Below are 20,109 nucleotides of genomic sequence, written 5' to 3' on the forward strand. Positions count from 1 at the left end.
GTCACCTCCGCTCGAAACTCGCCGCTAACACGCCGAGAAATCCGGCGGGGGTGCCGGTATCCGTACCATGGACGCACTCGCTCGCCTCCCGTTTTAAGTTCGCTCGTCTCGTCCTTCCCGATGACCATGCTCGTCGGCATCGTCTCCGATACACACGACGACCTCGCTGTCGTCGAGGCGGCGGTGGACCTGTTCGAATCGCGGGGCGTCGGCGCGGTCGTCCACTGCGGCGACTTCGTCGCGCCCTTCTCCGTGACGCCCTTCGACGCCGGGTTCGACTTCTACGCGGTCCGGGGGAACCACGACGGCGAGTGGGCCGTGGAGTCCACCGTGAACTCGTTCGGGACGTACCTCGGCGAGGCGGGAACCCTCGCGTTCGACTCCGTCGACGTCGCGGTCACGCACGGGACGAGCGAAGTCGTCGTCGACGCGCTCGTCGGCTGTGGCGCCCACGACTACGTCCTCCACGGGCACACCCACGCGAGCGGGGTCGAGGAGCGCGACGGCACGGTGCGGGTGAACCCCGGCGGGCTCCCGATCCCGGTCGCGGGCGCGGACGACGCCTTCCACGTCGCGACGCTCGACACGACGAGTTCGGGCGTCTCGGCCGTGACACATCACCGGCTGGAGTCCTGAACGGACCGGAGCGCGACGGTGCGGTCGGGTGTCGGCACCGTGTCGCCCCTTCCCGAGGGGTTATCTCGCTCGGCTGGGAGGGATCCCGACACGCATGAGACACGAAGGCCCGCCCGTCGAGACCGACGCCGACCTCGCGCGGGCGATCGACTCCATCGCCGACCGGTTCGACGGCCGGCTCGGCGTGTTCCTCTGCGTTCCGCGGGGGGCGGACGCGTTCGACGTCCTCCACTCCCGGAACGCGGACGAGGAGTTCGTCGCTGCGAGCGTGATCAAGCTCCCGATCCTCTACGCGCTTTACGAGGCGTACGACGGGGAACTCGACCGGCTCGGGGAGCCGCGGCCGATCGCGGCCGAGAACCGCGTGGGCGGCAGCGGGATCCTCCACCTGTTCGACGATCCGACGTCGACGCTCGAGGACCTCGCGCGGGCGATGATCGCGATCAGCGACAACACTGCGACCAACCAGCTGATCGACGAGCTGGGTGCGGACCGAATCGAGAGGACAGCGGCCCGGCTCGGCATGGACGACACCCGCCTCCGCCGGAAGATGATGGCGACGCTCGGCGAGAACGACTTCGAGCCGCTGGGCGAGCAACTCGAGGGTCGACCGGCGAACGCGACCACCCCGGCCGACTGCGCCCGGTTCTTCGCCGACCTGGTTCACGAGGCGACGCTGTCCGCTCCGGCGTACGAACGGCTCCGCGTGCCGCTCGACGAACAGAAGGACCGCTCGCTTTTCCCCCGGTACCTCCCGTATCGGACGCCGATCGCACACAAGACCGGGGGACTTCCCACGGCGGCGCTCGACGCGGGCGTTCTCCGTTCGGCCGACGCCGACCCGTCGCCACTGGTGTTCTCGGCGTTCGCGACGCGGGCCGAGAACGGCGGCGACGCGGGCGACGCCGTCGCGGCCGTCGGGGAGGTCGCCTTCGAGCGGGTCACGTCACAGGGCCAAGAGTACTGCGGGGGGTAGCGGACGTCACTCGTCGGCCGGTTCCGAAAGGACCGGCCAGTGTGCCCGATGGTAGTCGATCGCCTCGTCGAGCCACTCGTCGACGAGTTCGGTCGGCTCGTCGAGCCACGCCATCGGGTCGTCGTGGCCGTACCCCTCGAGGTCGACGAGCTGGTCGAGCACGCCCTCGAGGACGCCGAGCGTGGCGAACGAGAGGTGAGACGTCTGGTAGCCGCCCTCCTGGATCAGCGCCAGGCGACCGTCGGCGACGTCGTCGGCGAGCGCTCGGACCCGCGAGCCCAGCGTCCGGAACCCACCGCGCGTGACGAGGTTTCTGCCGTTCGGATCCATCGTGCCCGCGTCCTGTCCCGCGCTCACGAGGACCAGGTCCGGGTCGTACGAGCGGACGATCGGCTCGACGATCCGCTCGAAGAGACGCTCGTAGCCGCGGTCGCCCGTTCCGGGCGGGAGGAGGACGTTCACGGTGTAGCCCGCCCCGTCGCCCTCGCCGTCCTCCGCGAGCGAGCCCTCCTGCGGGTGGTACTCGGACCACGAGCCGTGGTCGTGGTGTGCGCTCACGAAGAGGACGTCGTCGCGGCCGTAGAACGCCTCCTGCGTCCCGTTGCCGTGGTGGACGTCCCAGTCAACGACCGCGACCCGGTCGACGCCATCGGTCGCGAGCGCGGCCTCGGCCGCGATGGCCGCGTTGTTAAGGAAGCAGAACCCGTCCGCCTGGGTCGGCTGGGCATGGTGGCCGCTCGGCCGACACAGCGCGTACGGGACGCCCGACCGCCCCGACAGCGCGTGGTTCGCGGCGGCGACCGCGGCCCCGACAGCGACCCGGGCCGCGTCGTACGTCGCCTCGTTCGCGCCGGTGGTGGTCCGGCCGATCCGGCCGCCGCCGTCGGCGCAGAACGCCTCGAGCCAGTCCACGTACTCGGCGTCGTGAACGCGCTCGATCGTTTCCCTGCTCGCCCGGTCGGGCTCGATGAAGCGGCTCTCGGCGGGGAAGCCGTGTTCCACCGTCGCCACGATGTTCTCGACGCGCTCGCGACGGTCCGGGTGCGTCTCGTCGTTGGCCACGATCGGCGTCGACGGGTGTTTGAACGCCCCCGGCGGCTGTTCGTGATCCAGCATGCGGTCGTGCCAGTAGACGGCGAGGCCGGCGTCCGTCTCGACGTCGTTGCCGCCGTCAGTCGCCGAGTCGCCACCTGCGGGGTAGTCGGTCGCCGAGTCGCCACCCGCGGGGTCGTCGGTCGTCGGGTCGACTGTCATCGTCCGTTCCCTCCGTGAGTCCGGCCACTGCCGGCCGATACGACGGTATCCGTCGCCGTACAGATCGTATTCCGTGTCGTTCGGTTCGGCTTCGCTCTGGCGTCCATCCGTCCCGCCGCCGCGTGTGTCGTGTGTCGCACGACCTCGCTTTCGCGGGAGGTGTGAAAAAATCTCGGCGTCGGATCCGCTGGTACGGTTGCCAGCAGTTCAGCCCGGATCGTTCCCCCGATCACCTCGAGTATACACAACAACCGTGTACTGCGAATACGGTAAAAGAACAACACTTATGTACGATCTATTCAACAAACGGACTGTGCTACCACGCATCATGGAAGTCGACCATCGCGGAGAATCGGACGGCGACCGTCGCGTGCGCTCGGATCCGGGATCCACCGACGGAGGTGATCCCACGTGAGCGACGCCGAAGGGGGCGAAAGCGCGGTGGCGACGTTCCGGGAGGAGATCGACCCGGTCGTCTTCGCGTTCGGGGCACTGTTGACCCTCGGGGTGATCGTCGCGTTCTTCCTCAGCCCGTCGACCGTCGAGAACACGATCTCGTCGCTCAACACCCAGCTTCTCGGTGCGTTCAACTGGGCCATGCTGTTGATCGTCTTCCTGATCGTCCTGTTTCTCCTCTTCCTGATCGTGGGACCGTGGGGTGGGATCAAGCTCGGCGACGAGTCCCCGGAGTACAGCTTCCTGTCGTTCTTCGCGATGCTGTACTCGGCCGGGTTCGCGGCCGGCGTCGTGTTCTGGGGGCCGACCGAGGCACTGTTCTACTACGACAGCCCTTCGCCGCTGTTTAGTACCGTCGAGGGCGGATCGGCGGAGGCGATGACGGTCGCCGTCCAGCAGACGCTGTTCCACTGGGCGTTGCCACAGCTCGCGGTGTTCACCATCATGGGCATCGCTATCGGGTACTTCGCGTACAACTACGAGAACGTCCCGCTACGGGTCTCCTCGGCGCTCACGCCGATCCTCGGCGCGGACAACCTCGACGGCCCGCTCGCGAAAATCGTCGACGTCCTCGCGGTGTTCGCGACGATCGGGGGCGTCGCCACGTCGCTCGGGTTCATCGGGAGCCAGTTCGTCACCGGGCTCGACTACCAGTGGGGTATCGACATGGGCGACATCGGCATCCTGCTCGTCGTCACCATGATGACCCTGCTTTTCACCACGTCGATGGTGCTGGGCGTCGACAAGGGGATCCGTCGGATCTCCAACTTCAACATGATCCTGTTCGTCGCGCTCATGATCGTGACGTTCGTCGTGGGCCCGACGCTGTTCCTCGTGCTGCTCGGCACGCAGGCGCTCGGCGGGATGATCACCGACTTCGTCTCGATGAGCCTCTTCACGGGTGCTGGACCGATGGGAGCGGGCGACGCGAGTTCGACCGGCTGGGTGAACGCGTGGACGGTGTTCTACTGGGCGTGGGCGCTTTCGTGGTCGCCGTTCGCGGGCCTGTTCATCGCCCGGATCTCCAAGGGTCGAACCGTCCGCGAGGTCGCATTCACGGGGATCGTCGCGACCTCCGCGGCCACCATTCCGTGGTTCACGTTCGTCGGCGGCACTGCCGTGTGGGCACAGCACAACGGCGTCGCCGACTTCGGTGCCGTGATGGCCGGTGACGCCGGCGCGGAGGTGTCCGGGTTCATCCTCTTCGAGGCGCTGAACTTCACGCTGAACCTCGGCGGTCTATCGCTGACGCTCCCGGTCGGATCGGTGCTGATCTACGCGTTCTTGATCCTGGTGACGACCTTCTTCGTCACCTCCGCCGACTCCTCGACGCTGGCCGTCTCGATGATGACCACGGGCGGGAAGGCCAAGCCGTCGAACATCAACCGTATCTTCTGGGGGGTCGTTCTCGGGCTGACCGCGGCGATCCTGATGATCCTCGGCGGCACCGGCAGCGCGAACACGCTCCAGCAGGCGGCGATCATCACCGGCACGCCGTTCGCCTTCGTCTGCTTCCTCGCGATGCTGGCGCTGATCAAGGACTTCGGCGAGAACTACGACCAGGTGCTCTTTCAGAACGAGACCGTGCTGTACGGGTCGGCGGACGACTCGGGGTCACGAACCGATTCCGCCGTCGGATCCGACGACGACTGAATCGACCGACGCCCGAATCGACTGACGCCCGAATCGACTGACGCCCGAATCGACTGACGCCCGAATCGACTGACCGTGACCTGCTCGACCGGACCTGGTTCCGGTGTGCTCTCCGCTCGTCCGCGCGTGTCCCCGTTCCCGGCCGAACACGTGTCGGGAGAAGGATTTAATGGACGTTGTACACACTTACTGTGTATGGACAGGGACACTGCGAAGCCGGACGCCGGCGGCCTGCCGGGGCCGAACGCCGAAAAGTGGGTGGAACACTACGGCGAACACGCCGCGCCCAGCGAGTACTCCCACGAGTTCGTCTGGGACGTCACCCGGGAGGCCGACGGTCCGTTCGTCACGGACGTCGACGGCAACGTCCTCATGGACTTCACGTGTCACATCGGGGCCGCGCCGCTCGGCTACAACAACGAGAAGGTGCTCGACACGCTCGGGGAGTTCGACCTCGTCGAGCCGATGAAGATCGCGGGCCAGGACCTGTACTTCGGCTCGGGACCAGACCCCGACTCCGCGCCGTTCCCGGGTTCGACACAGCTGATGGAGGCGCTCACGGAGGTCTCCTCGGCGTTCGGACTGGACACGGTCTTCCTCTCGAACTCCGGGGCCGAAGCGATCGAGAACGCGATGAAGGTCGCCCACGACCACAAGCCGGCCGCGAAGTACGGCTTCGCGTTCGGCGGGTCCTTCCACGGGCGCACCCTCGGGACGCTTTCGCTCACCAACACCAAGGACGTGTACACCCGCCACTACCCGGAGGTCGCCGGGATCGAGACGGTGCCGTTCTGTGCGGACCGCGGGTGTACCCCCGAGACGTGCGACTGTGGCTTCTTCGCCGGTAGCGGCTCACAGCTACGAAACGCGCTCGCGCCGGAGGGCGGCCACGTCGACCCCGCGGAGATCGCGTTCGTGATCCTCGAGCCGATACAGGGCGTCGGCGGCTACCGGTTCCCGAGCGAGCCGTTCATGGCGGAGGTCGGCGCCGTCACCGACGAGTACGACATCCCGCTGATCGTCGACGAGATCCAGTCGGGTATCGGCCGGACCGGCGAGTTCTGGGCGTCGGAACACTACGACGTCGAGCCCGACGTGATCGGGGCGGCGAAGGCGCTCCGCGTCGGCGCGACGGTCGGCCGTTCCGACCTCTTCCCCGACGAGAAGAACCGACTCGGCTCCACTTTCGGCGGCGGCGACCTGCTCGGCTCGATGATGGGCGCGCTCACGATCGAGGCGATCCGGGAGTACGACCTGCTCGCGAACGCGACCGAGCGCGGTCGGCAGGCGAAGGAACTGCTCGCCGACGACGCGGGCGACCACGTCGTCGACGTGCGCGGGAAGGGGTTAATGCTCGCCGTCGAGTTCGACACGCCCGACCGCCGCGACGACGTGGTGGCGGAGGCGTTGGCACGCGGCCTGCTCACGCTCGGGTGCGGCAAGAAGACGGTCCGCCTGTTGCCGCCGCTCGACTCGAGCGAACGCGAGATCGACCTCGGGATCTCGATCTTCCTCGACGCCGTCGCGGCCGCGGGGCCGACCCCGACGACCGCGTGAGGCGAGCTACGCCGTCGGGACGTCGCGCTCGGCGATGTCGAGGATCGACTCCGTCAACACTTCGACGCCGATCGGTAGGCTGGCCTCGTCGACGTCGAACGTCGGGGAGTGGTGGCCGGTGGGGTGGTCGGTGCCGACGACCATGTACGTCGCGAGCCCGCCGTCCGCCTGGACGCGCTCCATCAGGTACGTCGCGTCCTCGCTCGCGCCGAAGTCCGCGATCGGGAGCACCTCGGTCACGCCCTCGATCCCCTCGGCGATCGACGCGACGCGGTCGGCGAGTTCGGGGTCGCTGTCCGCCCGTGGGCACTCGGTCGTGACCTCGAAGTCGAGCTCGCATCCGTGCGACTCGGCGGCCCCGCGGAAGGCCCGCTTCAGCCGGGACTTCCCGTACTCCTTCAGGGCCGTCGTCTCGCCGCGCGCCTCCGCCTCGACGCGCGCGCGGTCCGCGATCACGTTGCTCGCGCTCCCCGCCTCCGCGTACCCCACGTTCACGCGGGTCATCCCCTCGCTGTGTCTGGGGATCCCGTACGCGTTCGAGATGGCGGTCCCGAGCGCCTGCATCGCGTTGTCGCCCTCCTCCGGGGACTTGCCGGCGTGCGCCGAGGTCCCGCGGAAGGTGGCCTCGACGTGGGCGATCGCGAGCGCCCGCTCGATCCCGGCGACGACCCGGCCGGTCGGGTGGCCGAGGCCGACGTGGACCGCGAACAGGTAGTCGATCCCCTCGATGAACCGGCTCCTCGCCATCGGGTGGCCGCCGCCGCCCAGCTCCTCGGCGGGCTGGAAGAAGGCGACGAACCGCCCCTCGAAGTCGCTCGCTTTCACCGCCTCGAGCGTCGCGAGCCCCCACGTCATGTGCGCGTCGTGGCCGCAGGCGTGCATCACCCCGTCCGTGTCCGACCGGAACCCCTCGCGGGCGGGCGCGTGGTCGTCGTCCGCGGACTCCTCGATGAACAGGCCGTCGATGTCGACCCGGAGGCCGACGGTCGGCCCCTCGCCGCGCTCGAGGACGGCCACACAGCCGGTGACGCCGCCCTCGGTCGCCTCGAGGACGTCCTCGCGGGCGCCGCGCTCCCTGGCACGTGCGACCCACTCGTCGTAGGCGTCGTCCTCGAGGGTGCCCATCCGGTCGTCGGGGTCGTACGCCTCGCGGCCGACCGCGAGCTCGTCGACGCCGATCCGCTCTATCTCGTCGACCAGTCGGCTCGTCGTGTAGAACTCGCGCCAGCCGGGCTCGGGGTGTTCGTGGAGTCCTCGGCGCATCTCGACGAGCCGCTCCGCGACGGGTCCTGTCATGTGAGTCCGTGACGCCCGGACGCACTTAAGAATACACGATGATCGTGTATGGAGACTACAAAAAAGGTAAGTACCGGTCCGGCGAATCCCCGGACGTCACCGCCACCGGGCGGCGGATACACCAATGAGCGACCAGCCAGATATCGTCGTCCTCCGTGAGGGGACCGAGGGACTGTCGATGGGATCGTACGCCGAGACGCTCCGCGAGCGCCTTCCGGACCACGAGGTCGCGCTGGCGAGGACGCCCACAGCGGAGCGCGAGCTCGTCCCGCGGGCGCGAGTCGTCACCGGGATCACGGTCGAGGAGGCACTGATAGCCGACGCGGACCGACTGGAACTCTTCGCCTGTACCTTCGCCGGGACCGACCACGTGCCCGTGGACGCGCTCACGGACCGTGGCGTGGCCGTCACCAACGCCGGCGGGATCCACGCGCCGGGGATCGCGGAGCAGTCGATCGCGAACATGCTCGTGTTCGCCCGACGGCTCCACGAGGGATGGCGGCGCAAGTCGAACGCGGAGTGGCGGCACTTCCAGTCGTACGAGTTCACGGACAGCACCGTCACCGTGATCGGGCTCGGCTCCATCGGCCAGCACGTCGTCCAACGGCTCGAGGGGTTCGACGTGGAGACGATCGGCGTCCGGTACACGCCCTCGAAGGGCGGCCCCACGGACGAGGTGATCGGCTTCGAGGAGGACGCGATCCACGACGCGCTCGCCCGGAGCGACTACGTCGTGATCGCGTGCCCGCTCAACGACCTCACGTGGGGGCTGATCGGCGAGGCGGAGCTCGCGACCCTGCCGCCGCACGCGGTGGTCGTCAACGCCGCCCGCGGCGGGATCGTTGATACCGACGCGCTCGTCTCCGCGCTCCGCTCCAGCGGACTCCGCGGGGCCGCCCTCGACGTCACCGACCCCGAACCGCTCCCCGCGGACCACCCGCTCTGGGACCTCGAGAACTGCCTCATCACGCCGCACACGGGCGGCCACACGCCGAAACACTGGGACCGACTCGCCGACATCGTCGCCGACAACGTTACCGCCCTCGACGCCGACGGCGACCCCACCGACCTCCGGAACCTCGTCGCCGTCCCCCACGACGCCGAGTGAGCGGAGTCACCCTCCGGCCCGGCCGGGACTCACGGGGTCACCGACGTCGTTCACCGGGACGGTCGAAGACGTCGTCGAGACGCCCCGCTGCGAGTCCGACGATCGTCCGAATACGCGTCTTCTGAAGGTTCAGGTCGCTGTAGTAACACCCGACCTCCTGGAGGCTCCGCTCGCTCCCGGGGAAGCCGTAGGTGTCCCGTGCGAGACGACCCTCGGGGCATCGCGTGGTCGCGACGATCGGGACGCCGTTCTCGGAGATGGACCGCAACTCGGGGACGAGCTTCGGGGGGACGTGGCCGGCACCAGTCGTCGCGAGACAGAGCGCGTCGCTGTCGTGGGCGGGGGCGAGGTGCTCCGGCGGCATGTCCGCGGTCACGAAGGCTGAGTACACGTCGTTCGTGAGGTCGTCGTACGGGACGGTGAGCTCCGGATCGGGCGACTCCGGCGTACGGCGCCACGTGACGCGCGATTCGTCGACGACACCGAGCGGGCCGAACTCCGGCGACCTGAACGTATCGACGTTCATGGAGTTCGTCTTCGTCACCTCCCGGGCCGCGTGAACGCGGTCGTTGAACGCGACGAGAACGCGTCCTGACGCGTGGTCGTCCGTCGTCGTTTTCACGCTGGCGAGGAGGTTCGCGGGGCCGTCGGGGCTCGGGAGGGACGGGTTCCGCATCGCTCCCGTAAAGACCACCGGGGTCTCGCCGCGATAACAGAGGTCGACGAAGTACGCCGACTCCTCGAGAACGTCCGTCCCCTGCGTGACGACGACGCCGTCGACGTTCCCGTCGTCGTCGAGTTCCGTCAGGAACCGTGCGAGTTCCCCCATCCGTTCGACGGTGAAGTGCGCGCTCGGGACGTTGGAGAACTCCCGCGTGTCGATGTCCGCGACGTCGGCGAGTTCGGGAACGGCGGAGACGAGGTCCTCGCCGGTGAGTTCCGGGCTCGCATCCCCTCCGGAGTCCGCCGTTGAGGCGATCGTGCCGCCGGTAGAAACGACAGTTACCGTCATGTCCCCTCCTGCCCGGCGAACTCGCATAAGGATTTCTGCGTCCAGGAGACCGCCAGCCCCGGCGGACAAGTAAACGGTTTCCGTAGCTCTGGTACACGAAATATTTTACACCCACGTGAGAGAAGCACCCATAGAGCCCGGACCATGCCACACGATGTCTTTCCGCGGTCGGAGTACGAATCGCGGGTCGAACGCACCAGAGAGCGACTCCACGAGCGCGACCTCGACGCCATCGTGGTCGCGGATCCGGCGAACATGAACTACCTCGCGGGCTACGACGGCTGGTCCTTCTACGTCCACCAAGCCGTCGTCGTCGCCCGCGACTACCCGGAGCCGGTCTGGGTGGGTCGGGACATGGACCGCAACGGTGCCCGCGCGACGACGTGGCTCGCGGAGGAGAACATGCGTGCGTACAGCGACGACCACGTCCACTCGCCGTACGACCTCCACCCGATGGACTTCCTCGCGGACGTGCTCGCGGACCTGGAGGTCGCGGGCGGTCGGATCGGCCTGGAGATGGACGCCGCCTACTTCACGGCGAAGTCGTACACCCGGCTCCAGTCACAGCTACCGAAGGCGGAGTTCGTCGACGCCGACCTGCTCGTCAACTGGCTCCGGATCCGAAAGTCCGACCGGGAGATCGAGTATATGAAGGAGGCCGCCAGGATCTCCGAGGAGGCGATGCTCGCGGGGCTCGACGCCATCGAGGCGGGCGTCCCCGAGTACGAGGCTGCCGCCGCGATCTACGATCGGCTGATCCGCGGCACCGACGACTACGGCGGCGACTACCCCGCGATCGTCCCGCTCATGCCCTCCGGCGACCACACGGGGACGCCACATCTCACCTGGACCGACCGCGAGTTCGAGGAGGGTGATCCCGTCCTCATCGAGCTGTCGGGGTGTCGCCACCGCTACCACTCGCCGCTCGCGCGGACGACGTTCGTCGGCGATCCGCCGACGGCCATCGAGGAGACGGCCGACGTCGTCGTCGAGGGGATCGAGGCCGCACTCGACGTCGTCGAACCGGGCGTCACCTGCGAGCGCGTCGAGCGGGAGTGGCGCGAGACGATAGCGCAGTACGGCGTCGAAAAGGAGGACCGAATCGGCTACTCGATGGGGCTCGGCTACCCGCCGGACTGGGGCGAACACACCGCCAGCATCCGGCCCGGCGACGAGACTGTCATGGAAGAGGGGATGACCTTCCACATGATCCCCGGATTGTGGGAAGACGAGTTCGGCGTCGAACTCAGCGAGACGTTCCGGGTCACCTCGACGGGCGCGGAGACGCTCGCGGACTTCCCGCGTCGCCTGTTCACGGCCTGAGAAACGGACGCCGGCGACGGTTCGCTCGACGCGGACGGGGATCCTCTCGACGCGGACGGGGGATCACTCCTCCAGCGTTCCGTTCAACACCTTCGCAGCGACCAGTATCGGGTCCCAGACCGGGCTGAACGGCGGCGCGTACGCCAAATCGAGGCGTTCGACTTCGGGGACGGTGAGGTCCGCCTCCAGGGCGGTCGCGAGGGTGTTCACCCGCACGGCCGCGCGGTCCGGCCCGACGATGCTCCCGCCGATCAGCCGGTTCGTGTCGCGGTCGGCCACGAGCGTGACGTCGGTCTCGGCGGACCCAGGGTAGTAGCCCGATCGAGAGCCCGCGGTGATCGTCTCGCGTACGGGGTCGAACCCCGCTTCGATCGCCGCCCCTTCCTCGAGGAAGCCGACGCGGCCGCACTCCTGGTCGAACGCCTTGACGACGGCCGTCCCGGCGATCTCGCCGACCGGCGTCGGGTCGCCGGCGACCGTGGCGCCGATCGCGCGACCGGACCGGTTCGCCGTGAGCCCGAGGGGCATCCAGGCCTCCTCGCCGGTGACCGCGTGGATCGCCGTCGCGCAGTCGCCGGCGGCGTACACGTCCGGGAGGTTCGTCCGCCCGTACTCGTCGGTCCGGACCGCGCCGCCCTCGCCGAGTTCGACGCCCGTCCCGGAGAGCAGTTCCGTGTTCGGTTCGATCCCGACGCCGACGACCGCGAGGTCGACGGGGAACCGCTCGCCGTCGACCGCGACCGCCTCGATCCGGTCGTCGCCGACGAGCGCCTCGACGGGCCTCCCGGTGTGGACGGTTACGCCCCGGTCCGTGAGTTCGTCTTCGACGCGCTCGCCGACCGCCTCGCCGAACGGCGGGAGGAGACGCTCGGAGCGCTGAAAGAGGTGAACGTCGAGCCCGCGACCGGTGAGCGCCTCCGCCATCTCGACGCCGACGTATCCGCCGCCGACGATCGCGGCGGTCTCCGGCGCCGGCAGGGCTGCGTTGTGGTCGACGCGCTCGCGGTCGACGGCCGACACGTCGGCACGGTCCGGGTCGTACTCGTCGGGGTCGGCGACGTACGCGTCGATCGCCGCCGCGGCGTCCATGTCGTGGAGAGTGAATGCGCCGTCGGTCCCCCGCACGTCGAAGGGGCCGGTGACCGCCCGGCCGCCCGTCGCGACGAGCAGGTCCCCGTACGGCTCCTCGAACGTCTCCCCGGCCGCGGTTCGCACCGAGACGCGCTTCACCTCGGGGTCGACGCCGACGACCTCGTGGCCGCGCCGGAGGTCGATCCCGCGGTCGGCGACCTCGCTCGGCGACAGCGAGAGCAGATTCGAGAGACGCGCTATCCGCCCCTCGATGAAGTACGGCATCCCGCAGTAGGCGAACGAGATCCAGCGGCCCTTCTCGAAGACGACGACGTCGCGGTCGGGGTCCTCCCGGCGGCACTTGCTGGCGGCGCTCAGTCCGGCCGCGTCGGCACCGACGACGACGAACGGGTCGGTCATGTACGGACGGTCGCCGACCGCGACCAAAAAGCCGTCCCCGGCGTGCGCGGTGGACGCATCGGGCTCGCGGAGAGGCCCGTCTGGCTCGCGGGGAGGCCCGTCTGGCTCGCGGGGACGTGTCCGTCGCCTACGAGCCGTTCCCGCCCTCCGCCGCGCCCTCGACGCCGAGCGCGTCGAAGAGCTTCCGGCGGACCGCCTCCTCGGTGAGGTGGAGGAGGGTGTCGCGGTTGCCGCCGCTCGCCTCGATGCCGGTGAAGATGCCGAGCGGGATCTCGACGGAGCCCTGCGTCGAGTGGCCGGCGGCGTCGCCCATGTCGTCGAACGCCTCCTGGAGGACGTTCCCGATGTTGAGCCGGATGTCCTTCGAGCGGGCTGCGAGATAGATGTTGTCGTCGGCGATCCCGAGCACGGCCGTCGTGGTGATCCCCTCCAGGTTCAACAGGTGTTGGGCCGCCTGCGCGAGCGCCTCGCGGTCGCGGATGAACCCGGCCGTCGAGAAGAGGTGGCTCCCCTGGACCTGCCGGTTCTGTATCGCCTCGGCCAGGACGTCGAGCGTCTCCGGCGACATCGACGGCGACTCCACCTGCTCGAGGGTGTCGTGGTTGGCGAACGGGTGGAGGTACGCGGCGGCGGTGAGGTCCGCGGGCGTGGTGTCGCGTTTGAAATCCAGCGTCTCCGCGCGGATCCCGTACAGCAGGGCGGTCGCGACCGCCTCCGTCGGCGACTGATCGAACTCCTGGAGGTACTTCGTGAGGATCGTCGACGTCGAGGAGACGTTGGTCCGGACGTCGACGAACCGGGCGTCCGGCGGCGCGTCCGACTCGAGGTGGTCGATGTAGACGTCGATCCCCGTCTCGAGGTCCACGTCGTCCTCGGTGGACTTCGCGAGGTCGACGGCAGCGACCGTCGCGTACTCCGAGAGCGGCGGCGCGTCCGCCCGGGAGCGCAAGTCGATGCCAAGCAGGTTCACGAACGCCCGGTTCTCCTGGTGGCCCACGTCGCCGGAGTAGAGGATGTCGGCCTCGACGCCGAACGCGTCCGCGATCGCCTGGAGCGCGGTCGCCGACGCGATCGAGTCCGGCTCGGGGTTGTCGTGGGTGAGGATCGCCATCCGACCGCCGCCGCCCTCGATTATCTCCGCGAGCTGTCGGGCCATGTACTCCAGTTCGCCCGTCTCGAGCGACTGGAGGGCGCTGTCGGCGATCACGGTCGACGGGTTGATCACCACGTCCGCGCCGCGCTCGCGCAGTTCGTCCTCGCTGACCGGGTCGGACGCGCGCACGACGACGTACTGGTCGCCGTCGCGCTCGCGGATCGCCGAGACGGCCGCCTTGTTGGCCTCGACGTCGGACGCGAGGATCAACACGATGTCCCGGTCGTCGAGCGCGTCGACGACGTCGGGGTCCGCGATGTCCTGGACGCGGGCGTTGAGGTCCTGGTCCCGGAGCGCCTCGACGCGGCTCTCGTCGCGGTCGAGGATGAGCACGTCCTTGCCGCGATCGGAGAGCGACTCCGCGACCGCGTGCCCGACGCTCCCACAGCCGAGGATCGCGTATCGCGTGCGTGCCGAGCCGGATGCGCCACTACTCATTGACCCCGATTTCCGCGGGACGACACTTAACGAGTGCGCTCTCGGCGCGGCGGGAACGACGGCCCTCGATCAGGCCGTGGAGTCGGTCGTCGTCGCGTCCCCGTCCGGGGTTCCGTCGTCGGGCTCCGCGGCTGTACGGCGCCGGTTCCGAACCAGCGAGGCGACGAGCATGACGGCCCCGACACAGCGCATGACGACGTCGTTCGTGACCGTGTACAGCGCGGCGTCGACGCCGGCCAGCCCGAGGGCCGCGCTGGCGGGCAAAAGCACCATGCCGGGGACGGACAGGAAGACGGCGGCCACCAACAGCGACACCCGCGAGAGGCGGGTGACGTCGGCGTGGTAGTAGCCGATGATGGCGACGCCGAGCGCGTAGACGCCCGCGAACATCGCGAGGACGGGAACGACGACCTCGGGAACGAAGAAGCCGAGGTCGGCCACGTCCGTCATCGTGAGCGTCGACGCGTCCTCCTCGCGACCCCGGAGCAACAGGATCCCCGGCGCGAAGACGAACGCGAACGGGACGAGGATCTTGTTGAGCGACAGCAGGAACGCCAGCTTCCCGGTCTCGAAGGGGTCGGACTTCGCGATCCCGGCGGCGGCGTACGCGGCCACCATCACCGGCGGCGTCACGTCGGCCATGAGCCCGAGGTACAGGACGAACAGGTGGACCGCGAGGATCGCGATCCCGAACTCCGGGAGCACCGGACCGAGTAGCACCACGATGATGATGTACATCACCGTCGTCGGCATCCCCATCCCGACGATCACCGACGCGATCCCGGCGAGGATCAGGAGGAGGACGAGCGACCCGCCGCTCACGTCGAGGATGAGCGCCCGGAGGCTCCCTCCGAGCCCCGTGATCCCGATCACGCCCGGGATGATGCCCGCCGCGGCGACCGCGATGACGACGATCGTCGCGGTCCGCGCCCCGTTGTCCATCGACTTCAACACGAACGACGCGAACCGGCCGGCGCGCGTGTCGGCGATCTCCCGGCCCGTCCGCTCGTCGAAGTCGGCGGCCGAGCCCTCGACCGTGTCGTCGAGTTCGAGCAGCGGTGCCTCCCCGCGAGGGTCGGCGAGCAGGAACGCGAGGCTGACGGCCGTCACGACGACCGGGAGCGACCTGACGGCCTCCCAGAACGCCTCCGAGGCCGTGAGCGACCCGCCGGTCGAGCCATACACCAGCCCGATCGGCGTCGTTCCGGTGGCGTACAGCGATGCCGCGTAGAGGGCGAAGCCGGCGGCGATACCCCCCACGAGGAACGGGCTGGTTCGCTCGTTGTACGCGGCGACCATCGCGATCAGCGCGACGGTCGCGGCGATCGTGAACCACCCCGCGCGCCCGACCGACAGCCGAGCGATAACGAGGTAGTATAAGAGTAGTCCGAGCGGGACGAGGTAGAACCACCCGCGTCGCATGTGCGGGCCGATGTCGAGCAGCTCGCGCCGTTCCAGCCCGCCGATACCGTGTTTCGCTGCCTCGAAGTGGACCATCACCCACATCCCGAAGAAGAACGCGACCGCGGGGAGCGTCGCCGCGATGACGACCTCGCGGAACGGCGTGGCCGTATACTCGACGATGAGGAACGCCGCCGCCCCCATCACCGGCGGGAGGATCTGCCCCCCGGAGGAGACCGACGACTCGACCGCCCCCGAGAACTCCGGCGAGTAGCCCGACCGCTTCATCAGGGGGATGGTCAACGCGCCGGTGGTGACCGTGTTCGCGACCGACGACCCCGACAGCATCCCCATGAACCCGGAGGAGACGACACTGGCCTTCGCGGGACCGCCCTGTCGGGTGCCCGTGATCGAGTACGCCAGGTCGATGAACCACTTCCCGGCCCCGGACATCTCGAGGAACGCGCCGAAGAGGATGAAGATGTAGATGAACCGCACCGAGACGCCGACGGGGACGCCGAGTATCCCCTCGACTGTGTACCAGAGGTTCTGGACGATCTGGTCCCAGCGGAGCCGTGAGGAGGCGAACGTCCCGAAGACGGGCGCGTCCCGTGGAAGCAGGTAGCCGTACTTCGCGTACAAGAGGAAAAGCGAGACGAGGAGCGTGAGCAACAGCCCGAGGGACCGTCGTGTCGCCTCCAGGACGAGCAGGATCGCGAGTACGCCCATCAGGTACGCGAGCGGGTACTCGGCGAGCGGACCGACCTCGAGGAGTGCGAGCCACGGATACACGTCGCCGAGCGTCCCGGCCCCGCCGAGGCCGCGGATCCGAACGACGTCGGTTACCTCGTCGTACCGGGTGGCGTAGTACGCCGTCGGCAACGTCGAGAGCGCGATGAGCCCGACGTCCGAGGGCGTGATACGCGTCGACTCGGCGTCCACGAACGCCCAACGAACGGCGTCGTGGACGCGTTCGACACTGCCGGCGATCGGGCCGGCACCCCTGCGCTCGCGGACGGTCGAGGGTATCGTGGCGAGCCGTCGCGTTATCGCGCCGTCCCCGGTCGAGCCCGGGAACAGCAGGAACGCGAGCACGAGCGCGAAGTTGACGTGGATCGCGCGTATCTGGAGCTGTGCCAGCGCCGCGAGCCGAACCGTGTCGAACCCCGGAACCGTGAACTCGAAGACGAACCCGCGGGCGGCGATCCACAGCTGGAACGCGGAGAAGGTGATCCCGACGACCGTGACGGTGACCGCGGCGATCCCGCGAAGCGTTCGTCGGTCGTCGATCTCCTCGAAGACGTCGTCCACGTCCACGGCCTCCGAGTCCGACACCGACCCTTTCGATGTACCCGTCGTCATGTGAACGTCCTCCAACGTTCCCGAACCGTGAGTTCGATCGACCCGCCGTCCGCCAGCGTGGCGATGTCGTAGCGCTCGTCACCGACCACGAGGTCGTGATCGGCGACCGTCCCCGTCTCTACACGCAGCGTCTCGTGTTCCGAGCGCGGAGGACGATACACGAACCGTCCGTCACGAACGGTCACGTCCGCCTGCGCCGGCAGCCCCGCCCCGAAGGAGCTGAACTCCATCCGGGTCATGACGAGCTGTCCGTCCTCGGGGACGTACACGTCGCGGACGAGGGTTTGCTCGACGCTGTGGGTGTACTCGACGACGACCTCGGTGTCCTCGTCGACGGGCGTGACGACGATCCTCTCGCCGTCCTCGGCTGTCACGACGAGGGTCGGCCCGGTAGCGGTACTCACCACTGCCGTGGTCGCGACTACGAGGAGGGCGACGACGAGCGACGGTCCGATCGAACGGCTCGCGGAGCGCGATCCACCCGACACGCTACTCGAAGTAGCGGGTAGCACCCTCGTGGAGGTCGATGGACATGCCGTCCTGTGCGGAGTCGCGGGTGATGAAGTCGGTCTTGATCGACAGCTGATCGAGGTTCTCGAATATCGCCTCGGTGACCCCCTCGACGATGTCGGCGTCGTACTCCTCACGGGTGGCGATCATCGCCTGGACGGACACCGTGTTCACGTCCTCGTCGATCCCCTCGTACGTTCCGGCAGGAATCGTGTCCTCGGCGAACCACGAGGCCGCGTCGAGGGCGGATCCGCGTTCCTCGTCGGAGAGGTTCAGGATGTCGACGTCGGCGGTGGTCGAGAGCTCCTCGACCGCGCCGACGGGCCAGCCGCCCACGACGAACGCGGCGTCGACGTCGCCGTCGCGGAGCTGGTCGGCTGCCTGCGTGAAGTCGGTGTTCTGCTCGTCGAAGTCGTCGGTGGTGAGTCCGGCGACGGATTCGAGGATCTGTAGCGCGTTCACCTGCGTTCCGCTACCGAGGTCGCCGGTGTTGACCCGCATCCCCTCCATGTCCGCGATCGACCCGATCTCCGCTTCGGGGCGAGTGATGACGTGGATCGTCTCCGGATACAGGGTCGCGACGCCGCGGAGGTTCTCGATCGGCGAGTCCTCGAAGGCGTCCAGGCCGGACCCGTTCGCGGCGAAGAACGCGATATCGTTCTGGATCATCGCGAAGTCCGCGTCGCCGCTACCGAGGCTCCCGACGTTCTCGACGGACGCACCCGTCGAGGAGACCTCGACGTCGTAGTCGGTGGAGTCCTCGATGACCGCCTCGAACTCCCCGGAGAGCGGGAAGTACGTCCCGCCCGTTCCGCCGGCGTGCCAACGGATCACGTCCGTCGATCCCCCGTTTCCGTCGTCACCGTTGTCGTCGCCCGAACCGTCGTCACCGTTGTCGTCGTCACCGTTTCCGTTGCCGTTGCCCGAACAGCCAGCGAGACCGATCAGACCGGCCGAGGCCGCCCCTTGGAGTACCGTTCGACGGTCGATCCGCTCCGTGTTCGAAATGTTCCTCATACGAAATTATCTTCGCATCCACAAGAGATAATATTTCGTTCTTTTTTACATGAATATATTCGTGTGGATTCATCGTTGGATGGCGACCGCGATCGCGTCCGCGTTCCCGGCCGAATGAAAAGGTCTTTTACCGTGACTGGGGTAGGCCCAATCGAGGGCCGGTAGCTCAGTTAGGGAGAGCGACGGACTCTTAATCCGTCGGTCGCGTGTTCAAATCGCGCCCGGCCCGTTCTTTCACGTAACGCAACTGAGTCGAGTAGATCGCATGACTGCGACGGGATCGACCCAGAATCGGTGTATTTGCGGACTGAGTTCGTTCGGTGACCGAACGGTGCTCCCTCACGTCTGGCATCTAGCTCATAGTTGGCGCGCACGACAGCATAAATCTGTGGGATATCCAACATACTGCGTGGGAGGCTACTCGACGGTTCTGAACCGAACCATGATTGGTCTGGTCCAGGTGTCAATTAACAAGTTATTGCTAGTGAATAGTTGTCAACACTGAGTTAACCAACGAAAAAGACAACAGAGCAACTCTGTTGGTTAATCTTGATCAGTGTGATTCGATATCAACGACGCAACAGCTCCGCATCTCGTGGACAGCATACTTCGGCAAGATACTCCGCAATAACTCGGCACGACTGCGACAGCTGGCAGGACCGATTGTCGAAAAACAATGTCCACAAAAAGCATTACCCATCTCGATACCTTCGACAAACGTCACATTCAGCTATCTAAATTCCAGATCTGAACCATCGCATTAGCCAATTCAGAAGTCCGCTGTTCGATTTCGTTAGTTCCCCAACTGTTGTAATCCTCACACAGCTGCTGGTTCATCTTCAATTTTGACTCCGCGTACGCCTCTTTTTTCTTTTCGAAGGGGTCGGCACCGATTGAGATGTTCTTATCTGTCTCAAGTAGAGTGAGGTTGCCAAGCTTGTCGCGGAACTGCTCGAATTGGGCTTCAGTTGTACCTAGGGTAGAGGGCCACGCACTGTACTTCTTAGCCGTGAATGATGCTCGCGGAGCGATGTGTTCGCGATCGAGTTCATCGAAATTCAGCTCGATACCGTTATAATAGTCCATCTCAAGACGACTGAGGATGTAATTCGTCCGATCGTTTAGCCTAACCCGCTTGTTTTCAATAGACGCGACGAACTCCTCGTCACTGGGGCATCGGTCGGACAAGCCATTGTATATTTCTCGTATAGAGTTGTCCTTCTCAAACGCCTCAGAACATATTCGAGAGTAGATCCGATCGAGTTCACCCCCAGTGGGGTAACTCGATACCTTCCAACGCATCAGGAAACTCTCCAGTAGTAACAGGCTCTCCATCACCTTGTTCGCAGTGTCATACTCCTCAAAGACGCGTAGCATCAATGTTCGAGCCTGTACCGAATTAATAATCTCTGGCTCTGGTGAATCGATGTAAGGCGGCGGGATAGGCCGTCAAATCAAAGGAAGTG

At 67.2% G+C, this 20,109-nt stretch carries 15 protein-coding genes and 1 tRNA gene; 7 read left to right on the top strand and 9 right to left on the bottom strand.

Going from position 1 to position 20,109, the window contains the following annotated elements; translation table 11 throughout:
• The first annotated feature begins 126 nt into the window (after window positions 1-126).
• Together DQW50_RS15245 and DQW50_RS15250 are read left to right on the top strand one after the other, a co-directional pair.
• Complete coding sequence (locus DQW50_RS15245) at window positions 127-636, top strand: metallophosphoesterase (protein ID WP_112080133.1); 510 nt, start codon at window positions 127-129, stop codon at window positions 634-636.
• Between the two features lie 94 nt (window positions 637-730).
• The gene (locus tag DQW50_RS15250) at window positions 731-1,612 is read left to right on the top strand and encodes a serine hydrolase (RefSeq protein ID WP_112080119.1); all 882 of its coding nucleotides are present in this window, start codon (window positions 731-733) and stop codon (window positions 1,610-1,612) included.
• A gap of 6 nt (window positions 1,613-1,618) precedes the next feature.
• On the opposite strand, the gene DQW50_RS15255 is transcribed toward DQW50_RS15250, so the two are convergent.
• Window positions 1,619-2,728, bottom strand: coding sequence for a class II histone deacetylase (locus tag DQW50_RS15255; protein ID WP_112080134.1), 1,110 nt, complete (start codon window positions 2,726-2,728; stop codon window positions 1,619-1,621).
• Between the two features lie 549 nt (window positions 2,729-3,277).
• Between DQW50_RS15255 and DQW50_RS15260 the strand changes: the two genes are divergently transcribed.
• Both DQW50_RS15260 and DQW50_RS15265 read left to right on the top strand, forming a co-directional pair.
• Window positions 3,278-4,975: a BCCT family transporter gene (locus tag DQW50_RS15260; RefSeq protein ID WP_112080120.1), complete on the top strand. Its 1,698-nt coding sequence runs from the start codon at window positions 3,278-3,280 to the stop codon at window positions 4,973-4,975.
• A gap of 195 nt (window positions 4,976-5,170) precedes the next feature.
• A complete protein-coding gene (locus DQW50_RS15265; protein ID WP_112080121.1) occupies window positions 5,171-6,532 on the top strand; it encodes an aminotransferase class III-fold pyridoxal phosphate-dependent enzyme in 1,362 nt (453 codons plus the stop codon).
• Between the two features lie 6 nt (window positions 6,533-6,538).
• On the opposite strand, the gene DQW50_RS15270 is transcribed toward DQW50_RS15265, so the two are convergent.
• Window positions 6,539-7,828, bottom strand: a complete 1,290-nt coding sequence (locus DQW50_RS15270; RefSeq protein WP_112080122.1) for an amidohydrolase — start codon at window positions 7,826-7,828, stop codon at window positions 6,539-6,541.
• 124 nt (window positions 7,829-7,952) lie between these two features.
• Between DQW50_RS15270 and DQW50_RS15275 the strand changes: the two genes are divergently transcribed.
• Complete coding sequence (locus tag DQW50_RS15275) at window positions 7,953-8,936, top strand: D-isomer specific 2-hydroxyacid dehydrogenase family protein (RefSeq protein WP_112080123.1); 984 nt, start codon at window positions 7,953-7,955, stop codon at window positions 8,934-8,936.
• 37 nt (window positions 8,937-8,973) lie between these two features.
• Here DQW50_RS15275 and DQW50_RS15280 read toward each other — a convergent pair whose 3' ends face one another.
• Window positions 8,974-9,948 (bottom strand): asparaginase, encoded by a 975-nt coding sequence (locus DQW50_RS15280; protein ID WP_112080124.1) that lies wholly within the window; start codon window positions 9,946-9,948, stop codon window positions 8,974-8,976.
• 144 nt (window positions 9,949-10,092) lie between these two features.
• On the opposite strand from DQW50_RS15280, the gene DQW50_RS15285 reads away from it, so the two are divergent.
• The gene (locus DQW50_RS15285) at window positions 10,093-11,271 is read left to right on the top strand and encodes a M24 family metallopeptidase (RefSeq protein ID WP_112080125.1); all 1,179 of its coding nucleotides are present in this window, start codon (window positions 10,093-10,095) and stop codon (window positions 11,269-11,271) included.
• Between the two features lie 63 nt (window positions 11,272-11,334).
• Here DQW50_RS15285 and DQW50_RS15290 read toward each other — a convergent pair whose 3' ends face one another.
• From DQW50_RS15290 to DQW50_RS15310, 5 genes are all read right to left on the bottom strand, one after another.
• The gene (locus DQW50_RS15290; RefSeq protein ID WP_112080126.1) at window positions 11,335-12,762 is read right to left on the bottom strand and encodes an FAD-dependent oxidoreductase; all 1,428 of its coding nucleotides are present in this window, start codon (window positions 12,760-12,762) and stop codon (window positions 11,335-11,337) included.
• 127 nt (window positions 12,763-12,889) lie between these two features.
• The gene (locus DQW50_RS15295) at window positions 12,890-14,353 is read right to left on the bottom strand and encodes a DHH family phosphoesterase (protein ID WP_112080127.1); all 1,464 of its coding nucleotides are present in this window, start codon (window positions 14,351-14,353) and stop codon (window positions 12,890-12,892) included.
• Between the two features lie 69 nt (window positions 14,354-14,422).
• On the bottom strand, window positions 14,423-17,116 hold the full coding sequence (locus DQW50_RS15300) for a TRAP transporter fused permease subunit (RefSeq protein WP_112080128.1): 2,694 nt from the start codon (window positions 17,114-17,116) through the stop codon (window positions 14,423-14,425).
• The gene (locus DQW50_RS15305; RefSeq protein WP_321169403.1) at window positions 17,113-17,520 is read right to left on the bottom strand and encodes a DUF1850 domain-containing protein; all 408 of its coding nucleotides are present in this window, start codon (window positions 17,518-17,520) and stop codon (window positions 17,113-17,115) included. Before DQW50_RS15305 ends, DQW50_RS15300 begins: the two co-directional genes overlap by 4 nt.
• An 85-nt stretch (window positions 17,521-17,605) precedes the next feature.
• Window positions 17,606-18,643 (bottom strand): TAXI family TRAP transporter solute-binding subunit, encoded by a 1,038-nt coding sequence (locus DQW50_RS15310; RefSeq protein ID WP_112080129.1) that lies wholly within the window; start codon window positions 18,641-18,643, stop codon window positions 17,606-17,608.
• 155 nt (window positions 18,644-18,798) lie between these two features.
• Here DQW50_RS15310 and DQW50_RS15315 point away from each other — a divergent pair.
• A tRNA-Lys gene (locus DQW50_RS15315) sits at window positions 18,799-18,872 on the top strand.
• 497 nt (window positions 18,873-19,369) lie between these two features.
• Here DQW50_RS15315 and DQW50_RS15320 read toward each other — a convergent pair.
• Window positions 19,370-20,020: an HNH endonuclease family protein gene (locus tag DQW50_RS15320; RefSeq protein ID WP_112080130.1), complete on the bottom strand. Its 651-nt coding sequence runs from the start codon at window positions 20,018-20,020 to the stop codon at window positions 19,370-19,372.
• Between the last annotated feature and the right edge of the window lie 89 nt (window positions 20,021-20,109).

Source organism: Halorubrum sp. 48-1-W, assembly GCF_003287355.1.
Lineage (GTDB): Archaea > Halobacteriota > Halobacteria > Halobacteriales > Haloferacaceae > Halorubrum.

What these genes read in the sequence shown, in the direction of transcription:
- DQW50_RS15245 (WP_112080133.1), top strand. Translation starts at nt 127, where the DNA reads ATGCTCGTCGGCATCGTCTCCGATACACACGACGACCTCGCTGTCGTC.
- DQW50_RS15250 (WP_112080119.1), top strand. Translation starts at nt 731, where the DNA reads ATGAGACACGAAGGCCCGCCCGTCGAGACCGACGCCGACCTCGCGCGG.
- DQW50_RS15255 (WP_112080134.1), bottom strand. Translation starts at nt 2,728, where the DNA reads ATGCTGGATCACGAACAGCCGCCGGGGGCGTTCAAACACCCGTCGACG.
- DQW50_RS15265 (WP_112080121.1), top strand. Translation starts at nt 5,171, where the DNA reads ATGGACAGGGACACTGCGAAGCCGGACGCCGGCGGCCTGCCGGGGCCG.
- DQW50_RS15270 (WP_112080122.1), bottom strand. Translation starts at nt 7,828, where the DNA reads ATGACAGGACCCGTCGCGGAGCGGCTCGTCGAGATGCGCCGAGGACTC.
- DQW50_RS15275 (WP_112080123.1), top strand. Translation starts at nt 7,953, where the DNA reads ATGAGCGACCAGCCAGATATCGTCGTCCTCCGTGAGGGGACCGAGGGA.
- DQW50_RS15280 (WP_112080124.1), bottom strand. Translation starts at nt 9,948, where the DNA reads ATGACGGTAACTGTCGTTTCTACCGGCGGCACGATCGCCTCAACGGCG.
- DQW50_RS15285 (WP_112080125.1), top strand. Translation starts at nt 10,093, where the DNA reads ATGCCACACGATGTCTTTCCGCGGTCGGAGTACGAATCGCGGGTCGAA.
- DQW50_RS15290 (WP_112080126.1), bottom strand. Translation starts at nt 12,762, where the DNA reads ATGACCGACCCGTTCGTCGTCGTCGGTGCCGACGCGGCCGGACTGAGC.
- DQW50_RS15295 (WP_112080127.1), bottom strand. Translation starts at nt 14,353, where the DNA reads ATGAGTAGTGGCGCATCCGGCTCGGCACGCACGCGATACGCGATCCTC.
- DQW50_RS15300 (WP_112080128.1), bottom strand. Translation starts at nt 17,116, where the DNA reads ATGACGACGGGTACATCGAAAGGGTCGGTGTCGGACTCGGAGGCCGTG.
- DQW50_RS15310 (WP_112080129.1), bottom strand. Translation starts at nt 18,643, where the DNA reads ATGAGGAACATTTCGAACACGGAGCGGATCGACCGTCGAACGGTACTC.
- DQW50_RS15320 (WP_112080130.1), bottom strand. Translation starts at nt 20,020, where the DNA reads ATGCTACGCGTCTTTGAGGAGTATGACACTGCGAACAAGGTGATGGAG.